Origin of the sequence: Maribacter sp. 1_MG-2023 (assembly GCF_030547005.1) — a bacterium.
GTDB lineage: Bacteria > Bacteroidota > Bacteroidia > Flavobacteriales > Flavobacteriaceae > Maribacter.
The window spans coordinates 1-741 of sequence record NZ_JAUOPN010000042.1; the positions used below are offsets into that span (position 1 = coordinate 1).

Sequence of the window (741 nt, forward strand, 5' to 3'; positions counted from 1 at the left end):
AAAGAATTAGAGAAACGTGGGCATCGCTATGTAAGATATGCTGACGATTTCAGTATTTATGTTCAAAGTAAAATGGCTGCAAAACGGGTAGGTAATAGTATCTACAAGTTTCTGCGAGACAAACTCCACCTTCCTATAAACAGAGCGAAGAGCGGTGTTCGAAAACCTTTAGACTTCCAAGTATTAGGATATGGCTTTGTGCCAACGTATAAGAAAGGAGAGAAAGGGAAATACCAACTTGTGGTAAAAGCGTCCAAATGGGTAGCGTTTAGGTCTAAACTTAAATATCTAACCAAGAAAACGATTCCCGTAAGCTTTGACGAGCGCATCAAACGCATCAATCTGTTAATACGTGGTTGGATAAATTACTTTAAAGCTGCATCCATTCAAGCAAAGCTTAAAAAGCTGGAAGAATGGCTAAGAAACCGATTGCGGTACTGTATATGGCACCATTGGAAGAAACCAGAACGGAAGCGGAAAAACCTAATCCGTTTAGGTGTAAACCAAAACACCGCCTATGCTTGGAGTCGCACAAGAATGGGAGGATGGGCAGTAGCTCAAAGCCCTATTTTAGGGACTACAATTACCATTAAAAGGTTAAAAATGAGAGGGTATGTTAGTTTAATAGAATACTACAAACGAGATGTATAATTATTGAACCGCCGTATACGAGACCCGTATGTACGGTGGTGTGAGAGGCGCACTCCGTTCCTAATTAGGGGCGGAGCCGTCTACTCGATT

The 741-nt window shown here is 41.4% G+C and carries 1 protein-coding gene; it reads left to right on the forward strand.

The genetic code is table 11. The annotated features are described in order from the left end of the window. A partial coding sequence (locus tag Q4500_RS18615) for a group II intron maturase-specific domain-containing protein (RefSeq protein ID WP_303601059.1) occupies nucleotides 1-651 on the forward strand: 651 nt, incomplete at its 5' end. Between the last annotated feature and the right edge of the window lie 90 nt (nucleotides 652-741).